Annotated in this window: 23 protein-coding genes and 1 pseudogene; 14 read left to right on the top strand and 10 right to left on the bottom strand. The window is 71.4% G+C overall.

What is annotated here, in order from left to right:
• Positions 1-25: 25 nt before the first annotated feature.
• Together AQI70_RS27985 and AQI70_RS27980 are read right to left on the bottom strand one after the other, a co-directional pair.
• Complete coding sequence (locus AQI70_RS27985; protein WP_004002379.1) at positions 26-376, bottom strand: hypothetical protein; 351 nt, start codon at positions 374-376, stop codon at positions 26-28.
• Positions 377-468: 92 nt separating this feature from the next.
• Positions 469-1,251: a hypothetical protein gene (locus tag AQI70_RS27980; protein ID WP_062154862.1), complete on the bottom strand. Its 783-nt coding sequence runs from the start codon at positions 1,249-1,251 to the stop codon at positions 469-471.
• A gap of 539 nt (positions 1,252-1,790) precedes the next feature.
• On the opposite strand from AQI70_RS27980, the gene AQI70_RS27975 reads away from it, so the two are divergent.
• Positions 1,791-2,450 carry a LysM peptidoglycan-binding domain-containing protein gene (locus AQI70_RS27975; RefSeq protein ID WP_062154860.1) on the top strand — a complete coding sequence of 220 codons (660 nt, stop codon included), beginning with the start codon at positions 1,791-1,793 and terminating at the stop codon, positions 2,448-2,450.
• Between the two features lie 116 nt (positions 2,451-2,566).
• Positions 2,567-3,124: a transglycosylase family protein gene (locus tag AQI70_RS37825; protein WP_107117094.1), complete on the top strand. Its 558-nt coding sequence runs from the start codon at positions 2,567-2,569 to the stop codon at positions 3,122-3,124.
• Here the strand turns inward: AQI70_RS37825 and AQI70_RS27965 are convergent.
• Genes AQI70_RS27965 through AQI70_RS27955 form a run of 3 tightly spaced genes read right to left on the bottom strand, consistent with a single transcriptional unit; the run spans position 3,057 to position 6,906 of the window.
• On the bottom strand, positions 3,057-3,734 hold the full coding sequence (locus AQI70_RS27965; RefSeq protein ID WP_062154856.1) for an ATP-binding cassette domain-containing protein: 678 nt from the start codon (positions 3,732-3,734) through the stop codon (positions 3,057-3,059). The two genes, AQI70_RS37825 and AQI70_RS27965, sit on opposite strands and share 68 nt — an antisense overlap.
• Entirely contained in the window at positions 3,731-6,430 is a 2,700-nt protein-coding gene (locus AQI70_RS27960) for an ABC transporter permease subunit (protein WP_062154854.1), read from the bottom strand. The genes AQI70_RS27965 and AQI70_RS27960 overlap by 4 nt, the downstream gene beginning before the upstream one ends.
• Entirely contained in the window at positions 6,430-6,906 is a 477-nt protein-coding gene (locus AQI70_RS27955; RefSeq protein ID WP_062154852.1) for a hypothetical protein, read from the bottom strand. The genes AQI70_RS27960 and AQI70_RS27955 overlap by 1 nt, the downstream gene beginning before the upstream one ends.
• 165 nt (positions 6,907-7,071) lie before the next feature.
• Between AQI70_RS27955 and AQI70_RS27950 the strand changes: the two genes are divergently transcribed.
• The 4 genes from AQI70_RS27950 to AQI70_RS37820 all read left to right on the top strand — a co-directional run bounded on the left by AQI70_RS27950 (position 7,072) and on the right by AQI70_RS37820 (position 10,545).
• Complete coding sequence (locus tag AQI70_RS27950; protein WP_062154849.1) at positions 7,072-7,644, top strand: MTB12 C-terminal domain-containing protein; 573 nt, start codon at positions 7,072-7,074, stop codon at positions 7,642-7,644.
• The gene (locus tag AQI70_RS27945; protein ID WP_062154847.1) at positions 7,619-8,920 is read left to right on the top strand and encodes an ABC transporter substrate-binding protein; all 1,302 of its coding nucleotides are present in this window, start codon (positions 7,619-7,621) and stop codon (positions 8,918-8,920) included. The genes AQI70_RS27950 and AQI70_RS27945 overlap by 26 nt, the downstream gene beginning before the upstream one ends.
• Positions 8,921-8,990: 70 nt before the next feature.
• The gene (locus AQI70_RS40950; RefSeq protein WP_062154845.1) at positions 8,991-9,461 is read left to right on the top strand and encodes a hypothetical protein; all 471 of its coding nucleotides are present in this window, start codon (positions 8,991-8,993) and stop codon (positions 9,459-9,461) included.
• A 7-nt stretch (positions 9,462-9,468) separates the two neighbouring features.
• Entirely contained in the window at positions 9,469-10,545 is a 1,077-nt protein-coding gene (locus AQI70_RS37820; protein WP_079051508.1) for a helix-turn-helix transcriptional regulator, read from the top strand.
• Here AQI70_RS37820 and ctaD read toward each other — a convergent pair.
• Positions 10,544-12,118, bottom strand: a pseudogene (gene ctaD, locus AQI70_RS27930) (aa3-type cytochrome oxidase subunit I); the annotation flags it as partial. The gene AQI70_RS37820 and the pseudogene ctaD overlap by 2 nt on opposite strands.
• A 467-nt stretch (positions 12,119-12,585) precedes the next feature.
• Here ctaD and AQI70_RS27925 point away from each other — a divergent pair.
• Positions 12,586-12,801: an I78 family peptidase inhibitor gene (locus tag AQI70_RS27925; protein ID WP_062154840.1), complete on the top strand. Its 216-nt coding sequence runs from the start codon at positions 12,586-12,588 to the stop codon at positions 12,799-12,801.
• Positions 12,802-12,893: 92 nt separating this feature from the next.
• Here AQI70_RS27925 and AQI70_RS27920 read toward each other — a convergent pair whose 3' ends face one another.
• Positions 12,894-13,934: a phosphatase PAP2 family protein gene (locus AQI70_RS27920; RefSeq protein WP_062154833.1), complete on the bottom strand. Its 1,041-nt coding sequence runs from the start codon at positions 13,932-13,934 to the stop codon at positions 12,894-12,896.
• A gap of 227 nt (positions 13,935-14,161) precedes the next feature.
• Entirely contained in the window at positions 14,162-15,355 is a 1,194-nt protein-coding gene (locus AQI70_RS27915; RefSeq protein WP_062154831.1) for a glycosyltransferase family protein, read from the bottom strand.
• A gap of 260 nt (positions 15,356-15,615) precedes the next feature.
• Here AQI70_RS27915 and AQI70_RS27910 point away from each other — a divergent pair, with 260 nt between their 5' ends.
• Entirely contained in the window at positions 15,616-17,217 is a 1,602-nt protein-coding gene (locus AQI70_RS27910; protein WP_062154829.1) for an MFS transporter, read from the top strand.
• A 102-nt stretch (positions 17,218-17,319) separates the two neighbouring features.
• Positions 17,320-18,510, top strand: coding sequence for an acyl-CoA dehydrogenase family protein (locus AQI70_RS27905; protein WP_004002393.1), 1,191 nt, complete (start codon positions 17,320-17,322; stop codon positions 18,508-18,510).
• A 36-nt stretch (positions 18,511-18,546) separates the two neighbouring features.
• Here the strand turns inward: AQI70_RS27905 and AQI70_RS27900 are convergent, their stop codons facing one another.
• Positions 18,547-18,984 carry a cell division protein SepF gene (locus AQI70_RS27900; protein WP_004002394.1) on the bottom strand — a complete coding sequence of 146 codons (438 nt, stop codon included), beginning with the start codon at positions 18,982-18,984 and terminating at the stop codon, positions 18,547-18,549.
• Between the two features lie 311 nt (positions 18,985-19,295).
• On the opposite strand from AQI70_RS27900, the gene AQI70_RS27895 reads away from it, so the two are divergent.
• The 3 genes from AQI70_RS27895 (at position 19,296) to AQI70_RS27885 (ending at position 22,663) form a co-directional block, all read left to right on the top strand.
• On the top strand, positions 19,296-20,552 hold the full coding sequence (locus AQI70_RS27895) for a DUF5685 family protein (protein ID WP_208607456.1): 1,257 nt from the start codon (positions 19,296-19,298) through the stop codon (positions 20,550-20,552).
• 411 nt (positions 20,553-20,963) lie between these two features.
• Positions 20,964-21,869 carry a S1 family peptidase gene (locus AQI70_RS27890; protein ID WP_062154825.1) on the top strand — a complete coding sequence of 302 codons (906 nt, stop codon included), beginning with the start codon at positions 20,964-20,966 and terminating at the stop codon, positions 21,867-21,869.
• A gap of 122 nt (positions 21,870-21,991) precedes the next feature.
• Positions 21,992-22,663, top strand: a complete 672-nt coding sequence (locus AQI70_RS27885; RefSeq protein WP_244181865.1) for a hypothetical protein — start codon at positions 21,992-21,994, stop codon at positions 22,661-22,663.
• Positions 22,664-22,709: 46 nt separating this feature from the next.
• Here the strand turns inward: AQI70_RS27885 and AQI70_RS27880 are convergent, their stop codons facing one another.
• Positions 22,710-23,594, bottom strand: coding sequence for an alpha/beta fold hydrolase (locus AQI70_RS27880; protein WP_062154823.1), 885 nt, complete (start codon positions 23,592-23,594; stop codon positions 22,710-22,712).
• A 90-nt stretch (positions 23,595-23,684) separates the two neighbouring features.
• On the opposite strand from AQI70_RS27880, the gene AQI70_RS27875 reads away from it, so the two are divergent.
• Both AQI70_RS27875 and AQI70_RS27870 read left to right on the top strand, forming a co-directional pair.
• Positions 23,685-24,515 carry a slipin family protein gene (locus tag AQI70_RS27875; protein WP_062154821.1) on the top strand — a complete coding sequence of 277 codons (831 nt, stop codon included), beginning with the start codon at positions 23,685-23,687 and terminating at the stop codon, positions 24,513-24,515.
• A 300-nt stretch (positions 24,516-24,815) separates the two neighbouring features.
• Positions 24,816-25,898 carry a S1 family peptidase gene (locus AQI70_RS27870; protein ID WP_062154819.1) on the top strand — a complete coding sequence of 361 codons (1,083 nt, stop codon included), beginning with the start codon at positions 24,816-24,818 and terminating at the stop codon, positions 25,896-25,898.
• The last annotated feature ends 190 nt before the right edge of the window (positions 25,899-26,088 follow it).

Below are 26,088 nucleotides of genomic sequence, written 5' to 3'. Positions count from 1 at the left end.
GGTCGGGGCCGCCCTTCCGCTGTGTTCAGCCTCTGCGCGCCGGCGGCAGCGCGGCCGGGACGTGGTGCACCCCTGCGCCTTGCGGGCCGATGTGCCCGACGCGTTGCCACTGCGGCTGCTGACCGCCGCCATGGCGAGCGCTGTGGGCACCCGCGCTGTAGGCGCTGTACGAGCTGCTGAACGAACCCGGACGGTGGCCGCCGTACGAGCCCGTACTCCGGGGGATGTTCCTGAACGCGATGAACCCCAGCTCCTCCTCGCCGCTGCGGTCACCCGGCAGCGAGCGGAAGGACTTGACGTACTCGGCGTAGAGCGTGTCGTAGATCGGCGTGGGCGAGGGGCCGCCCTGAAGGCGGGGAACGTCGTATGCATGCACGTATGTCCAAACGACCCCGCGCTCGAAGAGATGCGGCCGTGGTGGAGGATCGCCTGCTCATCGGGGGCACGGGCGAGGCCCCGCGGGCGCGCTCACGTCCCGGCGAGAGGCATCGCCGCGGCGACCAACTTCCCGTTCGCCGCGGCCTTGTCCAGCGCCTCCCGCAGCAGGTCCTCCCGGGGCTGGCGCCCGATGGACCCCACCGGCGCCGCGAACATCAGCACCTGCTGGTGCTTGTTCGCGGCGGCCCGCCACCCGTCGGTCACCAGCAGCGGCTGATGCGCCTGCCACCAGGCGACCGGCTGCCCCCCGTTCGTGCCCGGCTGCAGAACCGCGTGCAGCTGCCCCATGGCCAGCAGCACGGACCAGCCGTGCAGCACCGGCGGCACATCGGCCAGCTCCGTCACCGGCATGAACCCCTGCTCGATGAGCAGCGGCAGGAAGTCGTCCCCGGCGCCGGTCGCCCCGGGGCGCACGACGGGCGCGGTCGGCTCGACGACCAGGGCGGGGTGCAGTTCCCCGGCGATCAGGACCAGTCCGCTGGTCACGCCGAGCACGGCCTGCTCCGGAGTGGCCTTGTCGGGCTCCAGGTCGACCGAGTCGCCGGTGATGGACTTCACGGCGCCCTGCAACTGCTCCTCGGTGACCTGGACGACCTGCGAGGGCAGGCAGGTGGCATGGGCGAAGGCGAGGACGGCGGTCTCGTCCCCGATGAACAGGACGGTGCTGGTGCGCTCCTGTTCGGAGTCGCCCGGGGTGCGGCAGGACGTGCAGTCGTAACTGCCGGGGGCGTTCTCTCCGGCGAGCAGCCGGTCGGCTTCTTCGTCGCCGATCTCGGCACGTACCTCGTCGCTGACGTCGAGCATGCGCGGCACGGATGGCTCCCTCGGGATGTGGTACGTGGCGGGGGCCGGGTGGCTCCCGGCCCGTGAACCGGGCGGTCCCGGGCTCATGAAGATGACAACGGACGATCTGTGGCGGGAGTCACGCACCACGGCGAACGGAATCGAATCATCCAACGCACACGGTCACCTCGGGCGCGAAATCGCCCACTCACCGTCAAGTGCCTGGATCGCCAAGGAAGTTGGTTGCGTGAAGTGGGTCACAGATCATGGGGGTGGGTGGTCGACAAATCCGGAAATCAGCGAATGAAGTGGGTGGCTGAAAATCGCCGATACCGGAGGTAACGGCGAACTGGCCTGGAATGACGAGGAGTTGGTTGATACCGGCCGGTCACCCTCCCTAAATTCCTCCGCCGTGTGCAACGAGCACCGCTCGGGTACGTCCGCCGGCCGCACCAGCCGACTCGCAGCACCGGCCTCCGGCGGACGGGGCGAGCGCGACTCACCCGCTGCATGGCGTGGGGAGTGGCGTTCCGCCTTGGGGGACCCCGAGTCCTTCGAGAGGGAACTACATGTCCGAATGTGCCGATAACACTCACGACAACGCTCGCAGGACGCAGAAGGCTCCGCACGGGAGCCGGACCCGTACGACGGCGGTCCTCGCCGGGGCGGCACTGCTCGCCCCGCTCGGGCTGCTGGCCGCGACCGGCAACGCCGCAGCGGCGGACAGCGGAGTGTGGGACCGCATCGCCCAGTGCGAGAGCGGGGGCAACTGGCACATCAACACCGGCAACGGCTACTACGGCGGACTGCAGTTCGCCGCCTCCACCTGGCGCGCGTACGGCGGTACGGCCTACGCGCCGACGGCGGACCAGGCCACCAAGGCCCAGCAGATCCAAGTGGCCACCAAGGTCCAGCGCTCCCAGGGGTGGGGCGCGTGGCCGACCTGTTCGGCGCGGGCCGGAGCGAACGGGAGCGCACCCGCGGCTCCCGCCACCAACTCGGCATCCACCAAGGCAGCCCCGTCGACTCCGGCACAGACACCGGAACGTTCGTCGGAACACACGGCCCGCAGCTCCTCCCGCGGTGACTACACCGTGCGTGCGGGCGACACGCTCAGCGGCATCGCCGCCCGGCACGGGACCACCTGGCAGCAGCTCTACGACGCCAACAGGTCCGTCATCGGCGGTGATCCCGACACGATCGTGCCCGGGCAGCGCCTCGAACTCTGAGCATCGCTCCCGGCCCCGGGCCCAGGGCCCCACTCGGTCCGCCGACCGGGTGGGGCCCCGCCGGTCGTCGGACGCGCCGCAGCGATCGTCCGCAACCAGCTGCCTAGCGTGCTCATATGAAATGTAGACCGCTCATGATCGTCCTCGCCGCCACGCTGTTCACCGCCGCCGCCCCGGGGACGTCACATGCCGCGCCCACAGCGCAGACAACACACGCGACGCACCCAACAGGCGCCAGCCATACGGCGCCACAAAAGGACCCCGGACCGCCCCCCAAACCCGCGGCGTACGACTGCGGCAAGGACTGGCCCTGGGGCTGTGTCGCCAAGTGCGAGAGCGGCGGCAACTGGCACATCAACACCGGCAACGGCCACTACGGGGGACTGCAGTTCTCGCAGCCCACCTGGGAGGGCTTCGGCGGGGGCAAGTACGCCCCGCGCGCGGATCTCGCCTCCCGCAAGGAACAGATCGCGATCGCCCGGAAGGTGGTGGCCGTGCAGGGGTGGGGGGCCTGGCCGCAGTGCTCCAGGCGGTACGGGCTCAAGGGCCGTATGCACATGTCGAAACCGAGCGTCACGGACCGGCTGACCTCGGCCGCGTCGCGGCTCATCCGTAAGGGCTCGACCCGGTTCGGCGCGCTGCACGGCGCTCCCACTCGTTCGCCTCGCCGCTGAACACCACCGTGCCGCGGCGCAGTTCGTGGACGAGCGCCGCCCGGCCGTGCGGCACGGGCGGCAGCCGCTGCTCGGCGATCACCACACATGCGTCGAGCCCGCTCAGCAGCTCGTACGTACGGGCGGCGACCGTCGGCGACATGCCCTGCGCGGGTTCGTCGACGAGCACCACGCGCGCGTGGGCCAGCAGGGCGCGGGAGACGGCGAGCATGCGCTGCTCGCCGCCGGAGAGGGTGCCGGCGCGGCGGGCGAGGAGCGGCGCGAGCCGGGGGTAGGCGTCCAGGGCCATGTCGTACGAGGGAGCCGCGAGTTCGAGGTTCTCGCGCACGGTGAGGGAGCCGAACACCGCCTGCCGCTCCGGGACCAGGCACAGTCCGCGGCGGGCCCTCTCGTGCGCGGGCACGCGCGTCACGTCGACGCCCTCCCACACCACCGCGCCGCCGGACAGGGGCACGGTGCCGGCCAGGGCGCGCAGGGCGGTCGTACGGCCGGAGCCGTTCCGTCCCACAAGGACGGTCAGGCCCGGGCCGGCGGCGGCCAGGGTGACGCCGTGGAGGGCCTCCAGGGGGCCGTAGCGCACGCGCGCGTGGCGCAGGGAGATGGTCGTCATGCGGTGTTCTCCTGGGAGCGCGCGGCGTCGAGTACGCGGTCGGGTGGGCCGGAGGCGACGATGCGGCCCGCGTTCATGACATGCACGGTGTCGGCGAGGTCGGCCACCAGGTCGAGGTCGTGCTCGACGACGAGCAGGGCCGTGCCGTCGGCGGCGAGGGCTTTGAGGATCCGGGCCAGCGCGGTGACCTCGGCCGTGTCGAGGCCGGCGGCGGGCTCGTCCAGCAGCAGCACGCGTGGGCTGCCCGCGAGGGCTCGGGCCAGCTCGACGCGGCGCAGGGTGCCGGTGGGGAGGGCGGCGGCGGGCAGGGACCGTACGGGGCCGTCGAGGGAGAGGAGTCTGAGGGCTCGCTCCACGGCCGACGGGTCCTGGAGCCGTCCCTGCTCGGCGCCCACGCGGACGTTCTCGGCCACCGTCAACGAGGGGAAGACGGCCAGCTGCTGGAAGGTGCGGGCGATGCCGAGGCGGGTGCGGGCGTGCGCGGGGAGCCGGGTGATGTCCCGGGCGCCGAGGAGGACTTGGCCCTGGGCGGGGCGGTGGGTGCCGGCCAGGCAGTGGAACAGGGTGCTCTTTCCGGCACCGTTGGGGCCGATGATCGCGGTGACGTGGCCGGGCGGGACGGTGAGGGTGACGTCGTCCAGGGCGGTGAAGCCGTTGTAGCGGGCCTGGAGGCGATGGGCCGTGAGTGCGGGTGCGTGGGGGCGCACGCGGCCTTCGGGCGCGGTGGGGTTCCCACCGGCACCACCCGTACTGCTTTCGTCGTCGGACGCGGGCGGCCCTTGAGGGGGCTCCGCGCCGTCGGCGGCTGCGGGGTTTCGGGGCTGCCCAGCGGCATGTCGCTCCACCGGCCGCAGTCGCCCGCGCACCTCCGCGCCCAACGCCGTGAGCGTCGCCCTCCGCCGCGGGCGCAGCCTCTCCGCCGCCGCCCGCAGTGCCTCGTACGGCCCGCCGGGGAACCGGCCCACCAGCACCGCCAGCACCCCGATGAGCGCTGCCGCCACCCCGCCCCGGGCGCCCGCGTCGAGGCCTACCAGGAGGGCTGCCGCGGCCAGTGCGCCCAGGGTGCTGTCGGCGCCCAGCACCACCACCGCCGCGAACCACAGCAGGCCGCGGACCGGGTCGTAGGCGGCCGGTTCGAAGGCACGCAGGCCCATGCCGAGCATTCCGCCGCCCAGCGCGGCCAGGGCGGCGCCGCAGACGAAGGCCAGGAGCTTCAGGGAGGGCACCGGGACGCCCGCCGCCGCTGCCCCCGACTCGTGGTCCCGCATCGCCGCCAGGGCCCGGCCGGTACGGCCCCGGCGCAGCAGCCAGGTCGTCAGCAGGGCGGCCGCCAGGAGGGTCAGTTCCAGGACGTAGTAGGCGCGGTCGCCCTCGAAGCCCGCCGGGCGGCCCAGGGACAGACCCGAGATCGCGTACGGCTGGGCGAAGACGAAGCGGCTCACGCCGACGCCCACCGCGAAGGTCGCGAGCGCCAGCGCCAGGCCCTGACGGGTGATCGCCGGCCAGCCGGTGAGGAGGCCCAGCGGGGCCACCAGGACGACCGCCAGGGCGAGCGCGGCCAGCTCCGGCAGGCGCGGCAGCCCCGGGAAGCGGCCCGCCGCCAGCAACGCCGTGAACAGGGCGCCCAGGCCCGCGTAGGCCGCCTGGCCGAGCGAGATCTGGCCGCCGCGGCCGGTCACGACCACCAGCGACAGCAGCACCACGCCCAGCGCCGGCACCTGCACCGACGTGTGCAGGTCCGGGCCCGCGAAGCCCAGGGGCAGCAGGAAGAGCACGGCCGCCACGATCCAGGCGCCCGGCGGGGTCGGCACGTGCGCGGTGGCCGTGCGCGGCAGGGCGTCGCGCGTGCCGACGCGGGGGAGGGCCAGGGCCGCGATCAGCAGGGCCACCACGAAGAGGTTCGTGCCGACGGCCTGCAGGAGCGGCGCGCCCCAGCCCGACGGGTGCAGGCGCGTCAGCTGGCTCTGTGCCACCCCGATGGCCAGCGCCGTCACCACCGCCACGGGCAGGCTGCGCATCCGCGCGGCCACCGCGACCGCCACCACCTCGACCACCAGCAGCGGCATGCCGTACGGGTCCAGGCGCACGTACGGCGCCAGCAGAACGCCCGTCAGACCCGCCGTGAACGAGCCGAACGCCCAGCCCGCCGCCGCCACCCGGTCCGCGTCGATGCCGCCCAGGACGGCCAGCTCCCGATCGTCCACCACCGCCCGCAGCTCCCGGCCGAAGCGCGTCCAGCGGATGACCGCCCCGACGCCGGCCGCCAGCAGCAGCGCCACCGCCAGCTGACCCCACGGATCCGCCGGCACCAGCTCCGGCGCGTCGTCCCGCGCCCCCTGGCCCCACAGCAGCGCCGCACCGCCCACCAGCAGCACGAACACCCCGATCGACGCGACGAGGGTCTGCGCCGGATCACTGCCCAGGACCGACAGCGGGCGGAAGACGAACCGTTCCAGCACCATCCCGATCCCGGGCGCGAGCACCAGCAGCGTCACCGTCGCGCCCGCCCACAGCGGCCAGCCCCACTCCACCACGCACTGCCGCAGCGCATACGCGCACACCATCGCGATCGCCCCGTGCGCGAAGTTCAGCACGCCGGTCGCGCGGTAGGTCACGATCAGGCCGACCCCGGTGAGCGCGGCGGCGCTGCCGACCGACAGACCGGCCAGCGTGAGGTCGTACGTCAGGGAGGACATCAGTCATCCGCTTCGGCGGGCTCACAGATCGGGCACGGGCCCAGTTCGCCGCTCCTCACCAGCTTCCCATCGACCGGTACGGCCTCCGCCTTCCCGGCGACCAGCGGGCAGTCCGCGCGGTGCCAGAGGGTTCCGCCGGGCACCATCAGCAGGTCGCCGCTGACCGCGAGCGGCGCCGCGGCCGGCTGCCCGGACTCCTCGTCCTCGGCGGGCCCGGCGGCCACCAGAAGGCCGTACAGCTCCTCCACGCGCGCGGCGGCGAGCGCGCCCCGGCCGTGGGTCAGCAGCACCGACCCGGCGATGATCAGCGCGGCGCCGGGGACCGTGCAGGACGCGAGGTAGGGCAGCTGCCGCTCGGCGAACCGCTCGCCGGAGACGCCGTACCAGCCGATGACGCACAGCACCGCACCCGCGGCGAGCGCGGCCCAGCCGGCCCAGAGGACGGGGTGCACGGTCCGCAGTCGGGCTGTCCGCATCGCTGGCTCCCATGAGTCGGGTTCTGGTGCGTGCACGGCGGCTTTCGGTGCGTGTGCCCTGCCCTATTCCACTCTCGGCCAATGGACTTGCACTATGCCTCCTGCAAGCTGACCCTGAAAGCACCGGGCGCACACGGCCCGGACCGACACCCGGTGGTGAGCCAGATGGTTCTCGGGAGCGACCTCAGGCGGAGCAACGCACACAGCGAGCGTGGCCCACGGGCGGCGGGACGGGGGACCGCGCTGGCGGCCGCCCTGCTTCTCTTCCTCGCCCCGGCCCTCGCGGCCTGCACTGACGACGAGGGCGGCGGCGGCAACGCGACGCCGCCGACGCCGACCGTCGAGCAGACCGAGCGGTCTCCGGCCGCGACGGCGCCCGCCGACGCGGGGGCGGCCGAGACGGAGATCAAGCAGAACTGGCAGAAGTTCTTCGACCCGGCGACGTCCCTGGAGGACAAGCAGACCGTCCTGGAGAACGGCGAGCAGATGGCGCCCGTCCTGCAGGCGTTCAGCGGTGACGAGCGCGGTGGTCAGGTCCAGGCGAAGGTCTCCAAGGTCGAGTTCACCTCGCCGACCGAGGCGAACGTGACATACGACCTGACGCTCAAGGGCGCGACCGCCCTGCCGAACGCCGCCGGAACCGCCGTCGAACAGGACGGCACCTGGAAGGTGTCCGCCAAGACCCTGTGCGCGCTGGTCCAGATGAGCGGCAATGGGTCGCCGGTCCCGGGGTGCTGAGGCGGCGATCGCCGTGCTGGTGCTGGTGCTGGCTCTGAGCTCGGCGTGCGGCAGCAGGCTGCCGGAGAGCGACTTCGAGCATCGTGACCGGAGTTCTCCCCCGGCGCCCGCGGGGGACCGCACGCCGATCCGCGTCGGCATCGTCACCAGCGCCACCAGCCCGGTCGGCGGCAACGCCTTCACCGGCCCGCGCGACGGCGCCAAGGCCTTCTTCGACCGCCTCAACGCGCGCGGAGGCATCGACGGCCGCCGGGTCGAGGTGCGGGAGTGCGACGACGGCGGCAGCGGCGTCGGCAACAACGAGTGCGTGCACCAGCTGATCGACGAGGACGACGTCGTCGCCCTGGTCGCCACCACCGCCCTGGACTACGCGGGCGCCGAACGCGTGTCACGCGCGCGCGTGCCCGACATCGGGGGCCAGCCCATCGGAGCCGCCTACGACACCTACCCCCACCTGTACGGCATCTACGGCAGCCTCGCGCCCCGCGACGGCACGACCGGCTGGGACGGCGAGCAGTACGGCGGCACCGAGGTCTACCGCTACTTCAAGCGCGAGCACGGCGCCCGTACGGCCGCCGTCGTCTCGTACAACCAGGCCGCGTCCGCCGCCTACGCCCGGCTCGTCGAGCGGGGACTGAAGGCCGAGGGCTACCAGGTGGTCACCGAGCAGGTGGACTTCGCGCTGCCCAACTTCCGCGCGGTGGCCGCCGATCTGAAGGAGCAGGGCGCCGACCTCGTCTTCGACGCCATCGACAGCCACGGCAACGCCCGGCTGTGCAAGGCGATGGACGACGTCGGAGCCGAGGTCACCGCCAAGGTCACGAACGTCCAGAACTGGACGTCCACCGTCGCCGAGGACTACAGGGACTCCCCGCGCTGCCGCAACGCCCTGTGGGCCACCGGGTCGTCCCGCAACCACCAGGACGCGGACCTGGACGCCGTACGGGAGTTCCGGGACGCGACGAAGGGGCTGAAGACCCGCTCCCAGTGGCAGTTGGAGGGCTGGGCGGCGGCGATGTGGTTCACGGACGCGGCGAAGGCGTGCGCCGAGAAGGGCATCACGCGCGCGTGCGTCGACGACTTCATGAACCGCAGCCAGGGTTACACCGCCGACGGCCTGCTGATCCCCGTCCGGTTCGAGCGGCTGGCCGAACCGCCGAAGAGCCGCCGGACCTGTCTGTCGGTGGCCCGCTGGGAGGACGGCAAGGGCTGGGTCTCCCAAGGAGACATGAACAACACGTGCTTCGAGGTCCCGCAGCTGCCGTACCGGCCGTGACGGGCAACCAAAAGGCCGCCTCGCCGGTCCAACTGACGGAGCCGGAAAGCCGAGGGAGGAACCGCACCGCATGACGACGCCCCTGTCGCGGACCGCACCGCTGCGCGCCGACTGCATCGCGGATTCGGCCGGCGGGCTGACCTTCGACGTCAGCGCGCCCGGAGCCACCGAGGCGGCCCACCTCGTGCTGCGCCACCGCGAGGGCCCCGAGGAGGTCAGCCTGCCCCTGACCCCGGCCACGAAGGGCCGCCTGCGCGCAGCCCTGCCCAGCAGCGTCGCCCTGCCGGAGGGCCACTGGGACGCGTACGCGCGCGTGACGGACGAGGAACCGCACCGCCTGGCACCGGGCGCCATGAAGGTGCACTCCCTCGCTTCCCGGGTCCCGTACGAGACACGGCAGGGCAACCTGAGCGTGGAGTGCCGGGTACCGGCAACGCCCTTAGGGGCGCGGGGCTGTGACAATTGCGGCTCCGCCGCGCGGGCGCGATCAGCCACGATGGACCCGCACTCGCGCGTAGAACGCGTACCCCCGAGCTATTAGGCGCCCCATGCTGGACACCTCCGCACGACTCCTGCGGCTGCTCTCCCTCCTCCAGGCCCACCGCGAATGGTCCGGCGCCGCACTCGCCGAACGCCTCGGCGTCACCCCCCGCACGGTCCGCCGTGACATCGACCGCCTACGCGAACTCGGCTACCCCGTCAACGCCAGCCCCGGAACAGGCGGCGGCTACCAGCTGGGGGCGGGCGCCGAGCTGCCGCCCCTGCTCCTGGACGACGACGAGGCCGTTGCAGTCGCCGTAGGCCTCCGCACCGCCGCGGGTCACGGCATCGAGGGCATCGGCGAGACCTCCGTACGGGCCCTGGCCAAGCTGGAGCAGGTCCTGCCGAACCGGCTGCGCCGCCGCGTGGGCGCCCTCAACGCCTTCACCGTGCCGATGCTGCGCGGCCCTCAGTCCTCCGCCGTGGACCCGGCCGTCCTGACCGAGCTGGCCAACCTCTGCCGGGACGCCGAACGCCTGCGCTTCGAGTACCGCGACCTCCCCCAGTCTCGAACAACCTCGACCGGGGGGACCCCCACCGGCGCCCCCACCCGCCGCAGCGTCGAACCGCACCGCCTGGTGTGCACCGAGCGCCGCTGGTACCTGGTCGCCTGGGACCTCGACCGCGAGGACTGGCGTACGTTCCGCGTCGACCGCATCACCCCCAGGCCCCCGCACGGCCCGCGCTTCACCCCGCGCACCCCGCCCGCCGAGGACCTCGCCGCGTACGTCTCCCGAGGCGTCTCCACGCGCGCGTACGCCTCGCACGCCGTCATCCGGCTGCTGGTGCCCCTGGAGGAGGCGGCTGGGCGCATCTCGCCCTCCGCCGGGCAGCTGGAGGCGGAGGGGCCCGACAGCTGCCTGCTGCGTACCGGGGCCGGAAGCATCGACGTGATGGTGATCCATGTGATGCTGATGGGCTTCGAGTTCGAGGTCGTGGAGCCGGACGAACTCGTCGAGGCGATCAGGACGGCTCACGGCCTGCTTGCTCGCTCTTTGGCTCGGGCTGCGGAGCCTCCAGCGCGTGCTCGGGGTGGTGCAGGTCGAACGCCGGGGACTCGGAGCGGATCTTCGGCAGCGAGGTGAAGTTGTGCCGCGGGGGCGGGCAGGAGGTCGCCCACTCCAGGGAGCGGCCGTACCCCCAGGGGTCGTCGACCTCGACCTTCGGGCCGTACTTGGCGGTCTTCCAGACGTTGTAGAGGAACGGCAGCGTCGACAGGCCCAGCAGGAACGCGCCGATCGTCGAGACCGTGTTCAGCGCCGTGAAGCCGTCGGCGGCGAGATAGTCGGCGTACCGGCGCGGCATGCCCTCCGCGCCCAGCCAGTGCTGCACGAGGAACGTGGTGTGGAAGCCGATGAAGAGCGTCCAGAACTGGATCTTGCCGAGCCGCTCGTCGAGCATCTTCCCGGTGAACTTCGGCCACCAGAAGTAGAAGCCGGCGAAGATCGCGAAGACGACCGTGCCGAAGACGACGTAGTGGAAGTGCGCGACCACGAAGTACGTGTCCGTGACATGGAAGTCCAGCGGCGGCGACGCCAGGATCACCCCGGTCAGCCCGCCGAGCAGGAACGTCACCAGGAAGCCGACCGACCACAGCATCGGCGTCTCGAAGGACAGCGAGCCCTTGATCATGGTGCCGATCCAGTTGAAGAACTTCACGCCCGTCGGCACCGCGATCAGGAAGGTCATGAAGGAGAAGAACGGCAGCAGCACCGCGCCTGTGGCGAACATGTGGTGTGCCCACACCACCATGGACAGGCCGGTGATCGCCATCGTCGCCGCGACCAGCGTCAGATAGCCGAACATCGGCTTGCGCGAGAAGACCGGGATGATCTCGGTGATGATGCCGAAGAACGGCAGCGCGATGATGTACACCTCGGGATGCCCGAAGAACCAGAACAGGTGCTGCCACAGCAGCGCCCCGCCGTTGGCCGCGTCGAAGATGTGGGAGCCGAAGCGCCGGTCCGCCTCCAGGCACAGCAGCGCCGCCGCGAGCACCGGGAACGCCATCAGGATCAGGATCGACGTGAACAGGGTGTTCCAGGTGAAGATCGGCATCCGGAACATCGTCATGCCGGGGGCGCGCATCCCGATGATCGTGGTGATGAAGTTGACCGCCCCGAGGATCGTGCCGAAGCCGGCCAGCGCCAGGCCCATGATCCACAGGTCGGGGCCGACCCCGGGGGAGCGCTCCAGGCTGTTGAGCGGCGCATAGGCGAACCAGCCGAAGGAGGCGGGCCCGTTCGGCACGATCAGCGAACCCAGCACGATCAGGCCGCCGAACAGGAACAGCCAGTACGAGAACATGTTCAGCCGCGGGAAGGCCACGTCCGGGGCGCCGATCTGCAGGGGCATCAGCTCGTTGGCGAAGCCCGCGAAGGTCGGGGTGGCGAACAGCAGCAGCATGATCGTGCCGTGCATGGTGAACAGCTGGTTGAACTGCTCGTTGCTCAGCAGCTGCAGTCCGGGCCGGGCGAGCTCGGCTCGCATCAGCAGTGCCATGACCCCGCCGACCAGGAAGAACACGAACGACGTGATCAGGTAGAGATGACCGATCTTCTTGTGGTCGGTGGTGGTCAGCCAGTCGACGACCACGCGGCCACCGGGCTGTTTGGCCCGCGCGGGTTCTGCCGCCGCCCGTACGGTCTGCGTCCCCATCGCTCGCTCGCCCCTTCGCTCGTCGCGCCCCGGGCCCGCTGAAGCCCGCGCCGCACGCGCCGACGCGAGCTCACGCCATGATGCTCGCGTCGGCGGCACGCCGACAGGGGGCGTACGGGGGTTCTGTGTCGGAACCATGTACTTTCTGTGCGGCACCGGCTCTCGCGGCCCGCGCGTTCGCTGCGGCAGCAGTTGATCTCGGCGCGGGGAAAAGAGTCCGGCGGCAGTTCCCCGGGAACTTTTCCGCCGGGTTATCGGCCGGGTCTCTCCGACACGCAGGAATTACGATGGAATGCCTGCGGAAGGCCTACGGAACCGCTCATCCGTGTGACGAAGCGTGGTCGAAACGCGTGTCGTGATTCTGTGACAAAAGCGTGACCGGGGAGGGATGTGCGACCTGGTTGGCCGCTACAAAGGTTCGCGGTCGGCGCTGGCCCGATCCCTCGCGCAGGCCCTAGCGTGGCGGCATGGCACCCATTCCGAAACCCCCCGCCGAACCTCAGGACAGCCCGGACACATATGTCGGTCTCGACGCCGACCGGGCCGAGCGACTCGCCCGTGCACGAGGCTGGTCGACGGTGCGTTCGCTGCCGCCCGGGGCGATCATCACCATGGAGTACCGCCAGGGGCGGCTGAACTTCGAGGTGAAGGACGGCCAGGTGGCGCGGGCCTGGAAGGGCTGAGAACGGGCGACGGCCCCGGCTCCGTCAAGGAGCCGGGGCCGTCACCGTGCGGGGCTGGTTGTGCGTACCGAACCCGCTGTCAGGAGGACCGGTCAGCCGCCCGTGAGGGGGCGGGCCGTCGGGGCCGCGCCACGGGTGCTGCGGTCCGGATGCGGTGGGCGGCGGCTGCCGGCCGGGGTGACCGGCATGCGGTCCGCGCGGGCCGTGTGCGGGCCCGGGGCCAGGTAGACGGGCGGGTGGACGATCGCCCGGGCCGGGCGCGCCGCAGGGGCCGCCTCGCACGCCGCGACCTCGTCGTCGGCGGGCGCGGAAAGGGGCTTGAGCAGCACCGGGGCCGTGACCGAACCGGCGGGCGGTGCGGCGACGGCGTCGGCCCGACGCTCCCGCCAGCGGTCCCGCAGGTCGAAGATCCCGGTCTCGGCACGCGCGATCAGCGGCTCGAACCACGGCAGGGCGAGCAGGATCAGCAGCCCGGCGGCCCAGCCGAGCAGCACGTCGCTGAGCCAGTGCGTACCGAGGTAGACGGTGGACAGACCGACGCCCAGCGAGGTCACCGCCGACAGGGCCGAAAGCCAGCGGCGCGCTCTCGGGGTCGAGGCCAGATAGGCCAGGATTCCCCAGGTCACCACGGCGTTGGCGGTGTGGCCGCTGGGGAATATATCGCCGCCCAGCCACATCTCGTTGGAGCCGATGCTGGTCGCGTAGTGCGGTCCGAGACGGCCCATGCCGATCTTGGCGGCGCCGACGGTGATGTTCAGCAGCAGCAGCGAGACGCCGAGCGCGAGCAGCGGGCGCAGGGTGTGCTGCCGCCAGGAGCGCCAGCCCAGCCAGGCCGCGACCATCACGGCGGTCGGGCCGCGCTGGCCGAGCACCACGTAGTAGTCGACGAAGGCGTGGATCTCCGACCACTGCTGGTACGGCCGGAAGAACATGACCTGCCAGTCGAGGCGGACCAGCCACGAGGTGATGACGACGGCCCACACGATGGCCCCGTAGAAGGCCAGGGTCGCCGCGAACAGCACGACCCGGTGCCGGCTCATCTTCGGCACATCGATGTGGGCCGGTCGTTCCGGCTCACGATCCAGCCTGGCGAACACCCGGTCCAGACGGGTGAGCTTCCGATTGGTACGCACCCAATCGACGTTACAGCGAGTGAGCTCAGATCCCGGTCGATTCAGCGGCTTTGTGATGACGATGTGATGTGGGATTCCTCTCAGCAGGAGGTTTATTTCCAATGAATCCGCAATCATCGGCCGCTGTGGCCTTCAATTCTTTTGATCATTCAGGAGGACGGGTTTATTGCGCTTTTGAATTCGTTCACCGGGTCCTCGTGCGGAATTCCCCCGGCGCTCATGGGTGGTCAGGGCGGACCGCTGCCGTTCAGCCAGAACGCCCCGTACCCCGCCGAGGCCACGGCCAGGGCCCCCACCACCAGCGCTGACCTGCGCGTACCCAGCCGGGCGAGGGACCGGGCCGGGGGCAGGAGCAGTGGGAAGGCGGGGAGCAGCAGACGTGGTTTCGAGCCGAAGTAGCTGGACGCGCACAGCGCGAGCGCGGTGACGACCCCCGCGTACACCAGCAGCGGCAGCGGCTGGCCCTGCCGTACGCAGACGACGTACAGCCAGACCACCAGACCCACGCCGACGACCAGTCCGGCCCCCGCCAGGGCCGACGGAAACGACGTGAATTTTTCGGCGACGAACACGGCGAAGGCGTACCCGCCGTCGAAGCCGTTGCGCCAGCCCGCCTGGACGTCCAGATAGCCCAGGGGCCCCTTGTCCGTGCGGTGGCCGACCCACAGCACGTATCCGGCGGCGCCCAGGGGAGCGAGCAGCATGCCGAGGGCGCGGCGCACGGACACGCCCGGGAGGCGCGTCGCGCCGTCCGCGCCCCGTGCCTCGCCCGCGCCGCCCCGGTCCCGTACGAACGCGGCGACGCCCGCCGCCCACACCGCCGCCACCACGGCCAGCCCCACCGGGCGGGTCAGCCCGGCCAGCAGGGCCAGGGTGCCCGCCGTGACCCAGCGGCCGGTCAGGACCGCGTACAGCGACCATGCGGCGAGCGCCGTGAACAGTGACTCGCTGTACGCCATCGACTGCACGATCCCGACGGGCAGGACGGCCCACAGCAGGACCGCGCAGACACCGGCGCGACGGCCGTACACATGCTCCGCCACCGCGAAGATCCCCCAGGCCGCGGCCGGCGCGGCGAGCAGGCTGACGACGAAGCCGCCGTCGGCGTACGACAGCGGGGACACGGCCGCGACCAGCCGCTCCAGCCAGGGCAGGAGCGGGAAGAACGCGAGGTTGGAGTGCACGTCCCCGTTGGCCAGCTGCACCTCGTAGCCGTAGCCCAGTTCCGCGACCCTCGTGTACCAGAGCGCGTCCCAGCGGGCGGTGAGCAGGGTGTACGGGTCCTTGTCGCGCACCGCGCTCCACAGGGCCAGGACGAGCAGGCCCAGGGCGCGTACGGCCGCGTACCCGAGGAGCGCCGGGGCCGCCCGGCGCAGGGCCCCGGCGCGGGTCGGTGCCACGCGCGTCGCAAGATCGGTCACGGACCCGATTATCGGCCCGGGGCGGACCGGGTCGTCGGCCTCACCATGACCGCAGGGGCGGGGAGTGGCGTACGCCACACTCCTTCGTCCGGGCGGGTGAGAGGTCCGCCACTCGGCACCGACCGGAACTCGCGTACCCTGACGAGTCACTCGCCCTTCGTTGCGCGGGCCGGAGACCACCGCTCCTCTCCGGCCGAGTCACGGGGAGTCCCCGCCCCGTGAGCCCGCCGAGGGCGAGGGAACATCTGGGAGGTACGTACATGTCCGGGACGACCACGGCCGCCGCTGCGCTGCGCCGTCGGGCGGCCGGGGCCGGTGCCAACCGCTGGGTCGTCCTCGTCGTCCTCTGCGTCAGCCTGCTGCTCGTCGCCGTGGACGCGACCGTGCTGCACGTGGCGGTACCCGCGGTCACCGAGGACCTCAAGCCCGGCGCGATAGAACTGCTCTGGATCGTCGACATCTATCCGCTCGTCTGCGCCTCGCTGCTGATCCTCTTCGGCACACTCGGCGACCGGGTGGGCCGCAGACGGGTCCTGCTCCTCGGATACGGCCTCTTCGGCCTCGCCTCCGGCCTCGCGGCCCTCGCGCACGACCCGCAGTTGCTGATCCTGGCCCGCGCCCTGCTCGGCGTCGGCGGCGCGATGATCATGCCCGCGACCCTGTCGATCCTGCGCCAGGTCTTCCCGGACCGGCGGGAGCGGGCCCTCGCCATCGGCATCTGGAGCGCGGTGGCCGCGGTCGGCGCGGCGGTCGGGCCGCTGCTCGGCGGCTTCCTCCTGGAGCACTTCTGGTGGGGCTCGGTCTTCCTCGTCAACATCCCGCTGATGCTGGTCAGCCTCCCGGTGGGACGTCTGCTGCTGCCCGAGTCGAAGGGCGACGGCAAGGGCCCCTGGGACGTGGTCGGCGCGCTGATGGCGGCGGCCGGGCTGTTCGGCGTCGTCCTGGGCGTGAAGCGGCTCGGCGGCGGGGAGGCGGTGGCCAGCCTGTTCACCCTGGTGCCGCTGGTGGTCGGCGCGGCGCTGCTGGTTCTCTTCGTCCGACGGCAGCGGCGCCGGGTGTATCCGCTGGTGGACCTCAAGATGTTCGCCCGACCGGCGTTCAGTACGTCCGTCGGGTGCATCGTGCTGGCGATGCTCGCGCTGGTGGGCCTCGAACTGATCGCGGCGCAGTATCTCCAGCTGGTGCTGGGGCTGTCCCCGCTGGAGACGGGGCTGCGCCTGCTGCCGCTGACCTTCGCCGCGATGGCGGCGGGCCTGGCGGGGGCGCGGATGCTGCGGCGGTTCGGGCCGCGGCGGATGGTGTGCGCCGGGTTCTGTCTGACCGCGGTGGCGGTGGTGCTGCTCACGGCGATGGGCGGCGAGGACAATCCCGCGCTGCTGCTGTCCGGGTTCGTGCTGCTGGGCTTCGGCCTGGAGACGACGCTCTTCGGGGCGTACGAGTCGATGCTGAGCGAGGCTCCGCAGGAGCAGGCCGGCGGGGCCGCGGCGATCGGGGAGACGTCGTACCAGCTGGGTGCGGGGATCGGGATCGCGTTGCTGGGCAGCGTGATGAACGCCGCGTACGCCCCCGGGCTGGCGGCCGTGTCGGGGGTTCCGGCGTCGGCCTCCTCGGCGGCTTCGCATTCGCTGGGGGAGGCGTACGAGGTGGCCGCGCAGCTGGGCGGGCCTGCCGGGGTGGCCCTGCAGCACGCGGCGCGGAACTCCTTCGTGCACGGGCTGCATGTGACGTTGCTCGTGAGTGCGGCGTTGTTGTTGCTGGGGGCGGTGATGGCGTTGCGGCTGCCGCGCGCCATGCAGTGTGAGGCCCCTGCGGTGGAGCTGCCCAAGCCGCGGGAGGTCGCGGAGTCCCGCGTCTCCGCCTGACCCCGGTGGGAGCCCTACTGGACGTCCGGGACGCTGCGTCGTAGCGTCGGCGCAGAGCCGTGACTAGCGCCGCTAGTTTTAGTCGTTGCCGGAGGGTGTCCCATGTCCGCGTCCTCGAAGTTGCCCCCGTTCGACCCCGCCGACCCCCTCGGCATCGACGATCTGCTGGAGCCCGAGGACCTGGCCGTCCGGGACACCGTGCGGCAGTGGGCCGCGGACCGGGTGGTGCCGTACGTCGCGGACTGGTACGAGCGGGGCGAGCTGCCCGGCATCCGTGAACTGGCCCGGGAACTCGGGGCGATCGGCGCCCTCGGGATGTCCCTCAGCGGGTACGGCTGTGCCGGTGCCTCAGCCGTGCAGTACGGGCTCGCCTGTCTGGAGCTGGAGGCCGCCGACTCCGGGATCCGCTCCCTGGTCTCCGTGCAGGGGTCTCTCGCCATGTACGCCGTGCACCGGTTCGGGAGCGAGGCGCAGAAGCAGCAGTGGCTGCCTCGTATGGCCTCCGGGGAGGTCATCGGGTGCTTCGGACTGACCGAGCCCGACCACGGGTCCGACCCGGCGTCCATGCGGACGTACGCCAAGAAGGACGGCTCCGACTGGGTGCTCAACGGGCGGAAGATGTGGATCACGAACGGCTCCGTGGCCGGGGTCGCCGTCGTGTGGGCGCAGACGGAGGAGGGGATTCGCGGGTTCGTCGTGCCGGCCGACAGCGACGGGTTCTCCGCCCCCGAGATCAAGCACAAGCTGTCGCTGCGCGCCTCCGTCACCAGTGAGCTCGTCCTGGACGATGTACGGCTGCCCGCCGATGCCGTGCTGCCCGAGGTCGTCGGTCTGAAGGGGCCGCTCAGCTGTCTCTCGCACGCCCGGTACGGGATCGTGTGGGGTGCCATGGGGGCGGCGCGGTCCTGTTTCGAGGCCGCGCTCGACTACGCGAAGTCACGGGAGCAGTTCGGCCGGCCGATCGGTGGCTTCCAGCTCACCCAGGCCAAGCTCGCCGACATGGCGCTCGAACTGCACAAGGGGATTCTGCTCGCCCATCATCTGGGGCGGCGGATGGACGCCGGCCGCCTGCGTCCCGAGCAGGTCAGCTTCGGCAAGCTCAACAACGTCCGCGAGGCCATCGACATCTGCCGTACGGCCCGGACGGTCCTCGGTGCCAACGGGATCTCGCTCGAATATCCCGTGATGCGGCACGCGACCAACCTGGAATCGGTGCTCACCTACGAGGGCACCGTCGAGATGCACCAGCTCGTGCTGGGCAAGGCGCTCACCGGACTCGACGCGTTCCGTTGAACCCACCAGGGGGCAGGGCCGGTGAGCGGCCCTGCCTCAGCTCTGGTTGTAGAAGCCGTCCGAGCGGTGCGCCGCGGACTCACCGCTGATGATCTCCGTGTCGGCCGGGGTCAGCAGGAAGACACGGTTGGACACGCGGTCGATCGAGCCGCGCAGACCGAAGATGAGCCCCGCCGCGAAGTCGACGACGCGCTTGGCGTCGGCGGGCTCCATGGCCGTGAGGTTCATGATGACCGGAACCCCGTCCCGGAACAGCTCGCCGATGGCGCGGGCGTCCCGGAAGCTGTCCGGGGTGACCGTACCGATGCGGCGGCCCTTCTCCTCGGCGACGTCCGTGGCCACCTTGACCCGCGGGTCGGTGACCCAGGCATCCCCGGGCTCGGTCCCTTCGGAGTAGTCGTCGTCGTAGTAACGCTCGTCATCGTTGTCGTCAACGAGGCCCAGCCAGGCACTCGCCTTGCGCACCGATCCCATGGACGCCTCCTCTCACAGCGGTCTCTTTTACCTTCCGCATCCCTATGGTCATCCATGATGCGGACGTCGCGCCAAGTGGATAGACGCCGCGCGGGGGGTTTGTGACGGTACTGGTGCACAGCCAATACGTCGAGAGGCCGTGTCCCGCAAGGGGCATGCCACGTACGGCTGCTGACTGTGAGTGAAATATGATTCTTCGCGGCGTACGGGTGAGACGGGGTGCGTCCGGGTGAACGACGCGGACAGGGCGATCGGCGCGTCGATCGGTACGATGCGCCAGCTCAGCGTCGTAATAGCCACGGGGGAGCGTCATGTTCGGAATTGTCAGGCCCTGCCGTCATCGGCTCGGAGAGAAGCTCTCCGGTGAATGGATGGCTCATTTGTGCGGGCTGTGCCTCGCATTGCGCGGAGACCACGGTCAGTTGGCGCGGATCGTGACCAACTACGACGGGCTCCTCATCTCTGTTCTGACGGAGGCTCAGGCACAGTGGGACAGCGGATCGCGGCGTACGGCGGGACCGTGCCCGCTGCGCGGGATGCGCACCGCTTCCGTCGCGCAGGGGGAGGGCGCGCGGCTCGCCGCCGCCGTCTCGCTGGTGCTCGCCTCGGCCAAGGTGCGTGACCATGTCGCCGACGGGGACGGGCTGCTGGCCCGTAAGCCGGTGGCGCTCGCCGCGCGCCGGATGGCCGCCGGCTGGGATGCGGCGGGCGCCCGTACCGGCTCGGCCGTAGGCTTCGACACCGCCATACTGGTCGACGCCGTGGACCGGCAGGGCGGCATCGAGGCGCTCGCCGGGCCCGGGACGCCGATCCTCGCGGTCACCGAACCGACCGAGACGGCGACCGCCGCCGCCTTCGCGCACACCGCGCTCCTGGCCGGACGGCCGCACAACGCCGAGCCGCTCGCCGAGGCCGGCCGCCTCTTCGGCCGGCTGGCGCATCTCCTGGACGCCGTGGAGGACCAGGCGGCCGACGCCGCGGCGGGTGCGTGGAACCCGCTCACCGCGACCGGGACCTCGCTCGCCGAGGCGCGGCGGCTCGCCGACGACGCCGCGCACGGGGTGCGGTTGGCGCTGCGTGAGGTGGAGTTCCGGGATGCCGGGCTCGCGCACCTGCTGCTGGTGCACGAGCTGCGGCGCTCGGTGGACCGGGCCTTCGGCACCGTGCCGACCTGCGCGTCCCACCAGCCGGGGCCTTATGGCGGCCCGCCGCAGCAGGGGCAGGGGCCGTACGGGGCGCCGCAGAATCCCTACGCGAGCGGGAACCCGTATGCCGGACAGCACCCGCACTCGGGCGGGCACCCGTACGCCGGCGGCGGGGGAGCGCCCGGCGGCGGCGGTGGTGGTGGCGGGGACTTCGGTGGGTTCGGCGGCGGGCCGGCCCCCCAGCCGCCGAAGGGGCGGCGTGGGTTCTGGGCGGGCTGCGGGATGTTCTGGCTGTTGTGCTGCACCTGCAAGCTGTGCTGCGCGAAGGAGTACGAGGGCCCGTGGTCCCGCAAGAAGCGCGAGGGCTGCTGCCGTGACTGCGGTGACGGCTGCGACTGCTGCTGCCCCTGCGACGGCTGCTAGCCCTGGGGCACGAGTAACGGAAGGGCGACTTCCGGACATCCCCGGGACGTGGGTGACCGGCGGTGACACGAGGGCCTTCCGGGGCCACCGCTGCCACCGGGCTGATCGGGGCGGGTGAACCGCGGCGGGCGAGAACGCCGATGGACGGTCGGGAGCTCGCACTTCAGCACTCGGCCGAGGCGACGGCTCGCGCTGCGCCACGCCGCCGACGCCGGGGTCAACTTTCGTAGATCGTTCAAAGGTTGACGGCCGAAAGGCGCCCTTGCGCCTACCGTTCGTTCGGCCGAATACTCCCCCTCAGCGCTTGTCAGGGGCACGGCGTGTTCGGAATCCGGAGAACGCGGCCTCTGACTGCGCCTCACGGGCCCCGACCCCACGCGGGCCCCCGACTTCCCTTGGAGGGAACGACAAGTGAGGATCAAGCGCACCACCCCCCGCAGCGGCGTCACGAGACGGACCCGGCTGATCGCCGTTTCCACCGGCTTCGTAGCCGCAGCAGCGATCGCGATCCCCAACGCGACCGCGGCCGACACCCCCAGCACCTTCAGCGCCGCCGAGCTCAAGAGCGCCAGCGGCTCGGTGTTGAAGGCCGACATCCCGGGCACCGCCTGGGCCGTCGACAGCAAGACCAACCGCGTCATGGTGACCGTCGACAGCACGGTCTCCCAGGCGGAGATAGCGAAGATAAAGCAGCAGGCCGGGGCCAACGCCGACGCGCTCACGATCAAGCGCACCCCCGGCAAGTTCAGCAAGTTCATCCAGGGCGGCGACGCCATCTATGCGAGTAGCTGGCGCTGCTCGCTCGGCTTCAACGTCCAGGACAGCAGCGGCAACCAGTACTTCCTGACCGCCGGACACTGCACCGACGGCGCGGGCACCTGGTACTCCAACTCCGGCCGCACCCAGGTCATCGGCTCGACCGCCGGTTCCAGCTTCCCGGGCAACGACTACGGCATCGTGCGCTACAGCGGGTCCGTCAGCCGGCCCGGCACCGCGAACGGCGTGGACATCACCCGCGCGGCCACGCCGAGCGTGGGCACCACCGTCATCCGCGACGGCTCCACCACCGGTACGCACAGCGGCCGGGTCACCGCCCTCAACGCGACCGTCAACTACGGCGGCGGCGACATCGTCTCCGGTCTGATCCAGACCAACGTCTGCGCCGAGCCCGGTGACTCCGGCGGCTCGCTCTACGGCAGCAACGGCACCGCGTACGGTCTGACCTCCGGCGGCAGCGGCAACTGCTCCTCCGGCGGCACGACCTTCTTCCAGCCGGTCACGGAGGCCCTCAGCGCCTATGGCGTCAGCGTCTACTGACGTTCACGCCGGACGCCGGCACCTGATGGCTTGATCCGCAGCCAGCGGCAGGCGAGCCCCCGCACGGAATCTCCGTGCGGGGGCCCGCTATTGTCGGCGCCACCACGGGGGAGGGAGCGGAGTTGGAGTTCGACGACCGGCAACGGCGGGTCCGGCGCAGCCCGTTGCTGTTCGTGGCGCCGCTCGTGCTGCTCATCCTGCTGACGCTGGTGCTGCTGTGGGAGATCGTGCGGTCGAACGTGACCGGCCCGGCGAGCCGGGAATGGCCCTGGCGGCTGCGCCTGATGGACATGAATCCCCTGGGCAGTCTGCTGGCGGTCGCGCTCGCCGCCGTGTTCGGCCGGGCCCAGTACGGGCGGACGGTGCGGCCGGCGCTGGGCTGGAGGTCCAGCTGGACGGTCGGCGACCTCGGTCCTGACGAGTCGGCCTGGCGCGTGGAGATAGTGAACGGCGGCTCGCAGCACGCCGTGGTGGAGCGGGCGGAGTACTGCGTCGTCCCGCGTGACGGCGAGCCCACCGAGTGGACCGATCACGCCGGGCTGCGGGAGGCGCTCGCCGACCGAGGGCTCCTGCAGGGCAAGAACTACTACCTCCGGCTGACCGGTGCGGGGTTCCCCCTGGGCAGCGAGGCGATGCGGGCGGGTGCCTTCGGGAGGCGGTTCGTCGACGAGATCGACCAGCTGCGCATGCGGCTGCGGGTCACCGACGCCGTGGGTGACAGCCATGAGCGGACCATGGACCTGATGCGGGGCGCCCGCGTGGAGTGGCCGGGCAGCCGCCCCGGGCGGCCCTGAGGTTTGCCCGCCCGGCGGATCGTCCCGGTGTCGCGGCATGCCGTGGTCATGGTGCGGGGTGCGGCGGTGAGGCGCAGAGCCAGTCCAGTACGGCGGGCAGGGCCTCCAGCGCCCCGAAGTGGCCCGCGTCCGGCTCCAGGACGGGACGGGCGCGGGGAATGCGGGCCGCGAGCCACTGGAAGTGGCCCACCGGCGAGAACGTGTCCAGGGCGCCGTGCCACAGCAGGACCGGCCGGGTGACGGCGGCCGGGGCGAAGCCCCAGTCGCTCAGCAGGGCGAGGTTGTCGTCGAGCCAGCCGTACGCCGAAGTGCGCAGCGCCTCACGGTAGTTGCGCAGCAGCATCTCGGCGACGGCCGGCGTGGAGACGATCCGCCGGTCGGCGTCGGTGAGCCCGTCGCGGATGGACACCAGCAGTTGCGCCGGATCCCTGCGGATGGCGGCGGCGCGGGCGGCGAGCAGGTCGGCGTGGCCGAGTGGGTCGGTGAGCGCCCGGGTGTACTCCTCGACATTGGACCGGGCCATCCCGTCGAACCAGCTCAGCCCCTGTGCGTCCGGCGGCGCGGGGGACACCAGCGCCGCCGCCCGCCGTACCCGCGCCGGCAGCAGCGCGGCGCAGGCCAGCGCGTGCGGGGCGCCGCCCGAGCGGCCGAGGACGGCGAACCGGCCGAGCCCGAGCGCGTCCGCCAGTTCCGCCACATCGCGGGCGGCGTCGGCCACCCTGCGGCCCGGCAGGCGGTCCGAGCCTCCGTATCCGGGGCGGTCGTAGGCGATGAACCGTACGCCCGGGTGCGCGGCCATGACGTCCTCGGGCACCACTCCGAGCCGGCAGCCGGGGGTGCCGTGCAGCAGCACCACCGGCGTGCCGTCCGGGTCGCCGCGCTCCTCGACCGTCAGCCAACGGCCGTCCCGCATCCGCACCCCGTCGACCACTTGTGTCCTCCGTCTCCCCTTCGTGTACCTCCCGGCGCTACCGTCGAAGTACACACCTGGTGCGCCTCAATCGGTCCCCGGGGGGTCGTCATGGTCGAGGAGCTGGTGGCGGCGGGAGTCACACTCGCGTCCGCCGGGGCGGTGTATGTGTCGGCGGCGGCGCGGGTCGTCAAGCAGTACGAGCGCGGTGTGGTGTTCCGGCTCGGGCGGCTGCGGTCCCAGGTGCGCGGGCCGGGGTTCACCATGATCGTTCCGGGCATCGACAAGATGCGCAAGGTCAACATGCAGATCGTGACGATGCCCGTGCCCGCCCAGGAAGGCATCACACGGGACAACGTCACCGTGCGGGTCGATGCCGTCGTCTACTTCAAGGTGACCTCGCCGGCCGACGCGGTCGTCCGGGTGGAGGACTATCGCTTCGCGGTCTCGCAGATGGCGCAGACGTCGCTGCGGTCCATCATCGGCAAGAGCGAGCTGGACGATCTGCTGTCCAACCGCGAACGGCTCAACCAGGGGCTGGAGTTGATGCTCGACAGCCCGGCCGTGGAGTGGGGCGTGACGATCGACCGGGTGGAGATCAAGGATGTGTCGCTGCCCGAGACCATGAAGCGGTCGATGGCACGGCAGGCCGAGGCGGACCGTGAGCGGCGGGCGCGGCTGATCAACGCCGACGCGGAGTTCCAGGCCTCCAAGAAGCTGGCGGAGGCGGCTCACCAGATGGCCGACACGCCTGCGGCTCTGCAGCTTCGGTTGCTGCAGACGGTGATGGCGGTGGCGGCCGAGAAGAACTCCACGTTGGTGTTGCCGATTCCGGTGGAATTGTTGCGGTTTCTGGAGAAGGGTGCGACGCCGTCCGGTGAGTCGTCGGCTGTGCAGGACGGGCTGCCACCTGGTGAGCCCCGCTCGAATTCGGACCCCTGAGGGGTGAATTCAAGACAGGAGTAGACCTTACGCGTTGCCTATGGGCCGCTTGCTCCTGGTGTTTGCTGTGCGAAGAGTCCGGGCGTGACTGTGCACGGTCAAGATGGTGGGGGCGTGTGGCGGCGTTCTACGCGCGTCCGGAAGTCGACCTTGTGCGCTCCCTGTGGAAACAGGAATAGTGAACGTTGTTCAACCGGCGCGGGTGCGGCTTTTGTTGTGTTTCGCCCCTGTTGCCGTACGCCTTCCGGTTCGCGAGGTCCCCATAACCTCTCGGGCCGACCCCCCACAGGAGGACGTGAGTTGAAGCACCGACGCATACCCAAGCGGCGTGCAGCCGTGGCAGGTGCGGGCATTGCCGCACTCGTTGCCGCGGGAGTGACCTTGCAGACTGCGAACGCCAGCGAGACACCGGAGACCTCCGCGCCCCAGACCCTGTCGGTCGCGGCGGCCGGAAAGCTCGCCTCGACGCTCGCGAAGGACCTCGGCGCCGATGCCGCGGGTACCTACTACGACGCGCAGACCAAGAACCTTGTCGTGAACGTCCTCGACAAGGCCGCCGCCGATGCCGTCGAGGCCGCCGGCGCCAAGGCCCGGGTTGTCGAGAACTCGCTGGCCGAGCTGAAGAGCGCCCGCGCGACCCTCAAGCAGGACGCCACCATTCCCGGCACCTCCTGGGTGACGGACCCGACGACCAACAAGGTCGTCGTCACCGCCGACCGTACGGTCTCCAAGACCGAGTGGGCCAAGCTCGGCAAGGTCGTCGACGGGCTGGGTGCCACGGTCGAACTCCAGCGTACGAAGGGGGAGTTCAAGCCCTTCATCGCGGGCGGCGACGCGATCACCGGGAACGGCGGGCGCTGCTCGCTCGGCTTCAACGTCGTCAAGGGCGGCGAGCCGTACTTCCTGACCGCCGGACACTGCACCGAGGGCATCTCGACCTGGTCGGACTCCAGCGGCAAGGAGATCGGCACCAACGAGGTGTCCAGCTTCCCGGACAACGACTACGGGCTGGTCAAGTACACCGCCGAGGTCGCCCACCCGAGCGAGGTCAACCTCTACAACGGTTCCTCGCAGGCCATCAGCGGGGCCGCGGAGGCGACGGTCGGCATGGCGGTCACCCGCAGCGGGTCGACCACCCAGGTGCACGAGGGCAAGGTCACCGGGCTTGACGCCACCGTGAACTACGGCAACGGCGACATCGTCAACGGGCTGATCCAGACCGACGTGTGCGCCGAGCCCGGTGACAGTGGTGGTTCGCTGTTCTCCGGTGACAAGGCGGTCGGGCTCACGTCCGGGGGCAGCGGTGACTGCACCTCCGGTGGGGAGACGTTCTTCCAGCCGGTGACCGAGGCGCTGTCGGCTACCGGAACCGAGATCGGCTGACGGTTTCGTGGCTTTTGGGAAGTCCCGCCCCTTGTGTGAGGGGCGGGACTTTCGTGTGTGTGCGGGTGTGTGGGGGTGCCGGTGTGATGCCTGCGGCGGCCTGTGCGGGTGTGTGGGGGTGCGCGTAGCGCCTGCGGTGGGTTTGTGGGTCGGGGCCGCGCCGGGGGGTGTCCGTCCTCGGACCGGCGGC

This window comes from Streptomyces curacoi, from assembly GCF_001513975.1.
Lineage (GTDB): Bacteria > Actinomycetota > Actinomycetes > Streptomycetales > Streptomycetaceae > Streptomyces > Streptomyces curacoi.
This window is presented reverse-complemented; position numbering and strand designations above follow the sequence as displayed.

What these genes read in the sequence shown, in the direction of transcription:
- AQI70_RS27975 (WP_062154860.1), top strand. Translation starts at nt 1,791, where the DNA reads ATGTCCGAATGTGCCGATAACACTCACGACAACGCTCGCAGGACGCAG.
- AQI70_RS37825 (WP_107117094.1), top strand. Translation starts at nt 2,567, where the DNA reads ATGAAATGTAGACCGCTCATGATCGTCCTCGCCGCCACGCTGTTCACC.
- AQI70_RS27965 (WP_062154856.1), bottom strand. Translation starts at nt 3,734, where the DNA reads ATGACGACCATCTCCCTGCGCCACGCGCGCGTGCGCTACGGCCCCCTG.
- AQI70_RS27960 (WP_062154854.1), bottom strand. Translation starts at nt 6,430, where the DNA reads ATGTCCTCCCTGACGTACGACCTCACGCTGGCCGGTCTGTCGGTCGGC.
- AQI70_RS27955 (WP_062154852.1), bottom strand. Translation starts at nt 6,906, where the DNA reads ATGCGGACAGCCCGACTGCGGACCGTGCACCCCGTCCTCTGGGCCGGC.
- AQI70_RS27950 (WP_062154849.1), top strand. Translation starts at nt 7,072, where the DNA reads ATGGTTCTCGGGAGCGACCTCAGGCGGAGCAACGCACACAGCGAGCGT.
- AQI70_RS27945 (WP_062154847.1), top strand. Translation starts at nt 7,619, where the DNA reads ATGGGTCGCCGGTCCCGGGGTGCTGAGGCGGCGATCGCCGTGCTGGTG.
- AQI70_RS40950 (WP_062154845.1), top strand. Translation starts at nt 8,991, where the DNA reads ATGACGACGCCCCTGTCGCGGACCGCACCGCTGCGCGCCGACTGCATC.
- AQI70_RS37820 (WP_079051508.1), top strand. Translation starts at nt 9,469, where the DNA reads ATGCTGGACACCTCCGCACGACTCCTGCGGCTGCTCTCCCTCCTCCAG.
- AQI70_RS27925 (WP_062154840.1), top strand. Translation starts at nt 12,586, where the DNA reads ATGGCACCCATTCCGAAACCCCCCGCCGAACCTCAGGACAGCCCGGAC.
- AQI70_RS27910 (WP_062154829.1), top strand. Translation starts at nt 15,616, where the DNA reads ATGTCCGGGACGACCACGGCCGCCGCTGCGCTGCGCCGTCGGGCGGCC.
- AQI70_RS27905 (WP_004002393.1), top strand. Translation starts at nt 17,320, where the DNA reads ATGTCCGCGTCCTCGAAGTTGCCCCCGTTCGACCCCGCCGACCCCCTC.
- AQI70_RS27900 (WP_004002394.1), bottom strand. Translation starts at nt 18,984, where the DNA reads ATGGGATCGGTGCGCAAGGCGAGTGCCTGGCTGGGCCTCGTTGACGAC.
- AQI70_RS27895 (WP_208607456.1), top strand. Translation starts at nt 19,296, where the DNA reads ATGTTCGGAATTGTCAGGCCCTGCCGTCATCGGCTCGGAGAGAAGCTC.
- AQI70_RS27875 (WP_062154821.1), top strand. Translation starts at nt 23,685, where the DNA reads ATGGTCGAGGAGCTGGTGGCGGCGGGAGTCACACTCGCGTCCGCCGGG.